Origin of the sequence: Sulfolobus sp. B1, assembly GCF_007050195.1 — an archaeon.
Classification (GTDB): Archaea; Thermoproteota; Thermoprotei_A; order Sulfolobales; family Sulfolobaceae; genus Saccharolobus.
This window is the reverse complement of record NZ_QIMI01000240.1, coordinates 1-1,478: the sequence shown is the minus strand read 5'-3', so window position 1 is coordinate 1,478 and position 1,478 is coordinate 1. Positions and strand designations below refer to the sequence as shown.

Sequence of the window (1,478 nt, the reverse complement as noted above, 5' to 3'; positions counted from 1 at the left end):
CTAAGAAGTGATGTTTTGCTGACTTTCTCCACGCCCTAAAGGGTAAGGCTTTCATCACTTTGTAAATGCCTTTTAAGACCGGGAGAGGGTCAGCTATTCTAGTTATTGATGGGAGATATATTTTAAGGGAACTACGTCTCTTTTTTATTTTGAAAAGAAATCATGAAGTTACTCTTATGAAACTTCATTCTAAAGTCTTTTCATAATTTATAATATTAATGGATTATTTTACAATATCTTGAAATAAAATATAAATATTAGTTTTACATATTACATTATCAATGGAAATCATTAAAGGAATGCCCTCAACAATGAATGATTCATATCAATTAAATGTGCATAAGCTATTAGAATATGCCTCGAAAGTTCACGGAGATACTGAGATTATTTCAGATAGAAGACTTCAAGGAGGATTAATACATAAATTAACTTATAGAAAGGTTTATGAAAGAGTAAACAGTTTTGCAAATGCTTTAGAAAGTGAATTAGATGTGAAGCCAGGAGAGACTATTGGAATTCTTGACTGGAATGATCATAGATTTTACGAGTCATACTTTTCTATACCATCGGTTGGTGGGGTTCTTCTAGAATTGAATATAAGATTACACCCATCTGAGCTAGATTATATTATTAAGCACACAAAACCTAAGGGGTTACTTGTCGATGAATCTTTAACACAATTAGCTGAAGTTTTAGCTAAGGGATACGATTTCAACTTCATAGTCTTAATGAGTGATAAACCAGTAGAAGAGATCAAGACAAATCTAAGAAAGGTAGTGGGATATGAGGAATTAGTAAAGTCTCACTCTCCCAATAGGGCTTCTAAGGTTATTGACGAAACGTCAGCAGCTACTGCCGCATTTACATCAGGCACTACTGGTCCACCAAAGGGAATCTTTTACTCTCATAGATCAATATATCTACACGCAGCTGCTGTAGTTATTGCAAACCAATTAACACCTTCTGACGTGGGTTTACAGATAGTTCCAATGTTTCATGCCAATGGTTGGGGAGCTCCTTATGCTACGACCTTAATAGGAACGAAAACAATATACCCTGGAAGATACACTCCAGATACATTGGTAGAGCATATTGTCAATCATAAAGTTACTTTTACCAATGGTGTTCCAACTATACTTTTGGAGGTCGTGAGAAGGCTTCAGAAAATGGGAGTTAAGACTCCCGGACTAAGGATAACTTGTGGTGGAAGTGAGCCACCAGCTGCTTTAGCCAAAGCCTTTAAAGAACTCGGAGGAAAAATAGTTCAAGGATATGGGGCAACAGAAACGAGTCCATTAGTCTCCATGGCTCTCCCAAAGAGTGAGTTAATGAGTCTTGATGATATTGAGAGATTTGAGAAAATGAAGCAAGGATTACTCATGTTTGGTGTTGAGGTTAGGTTGGTTGATCCTGTTTCTGGTGGTGATTTGCCTTGGGATGGTAGGAGTGTTGGTGAGTTGTGGTTTAGGGGTCCTTGG

1 protein-coding gene is annotated in these 1,478 nt (G+C 36.9%); it reads left to right on the top strand.

The window, feature by feature from the left end:
• Positions 1-281: 281 nt before the first annotated feature.
• The coding region (locus tag DMP16_RS09830) for an AMP-binding protein (RefSeq protein ID WP_143577186.1) at positions 282-1,478 on the top strand (1,197 nt) is incomplete at its 3' end.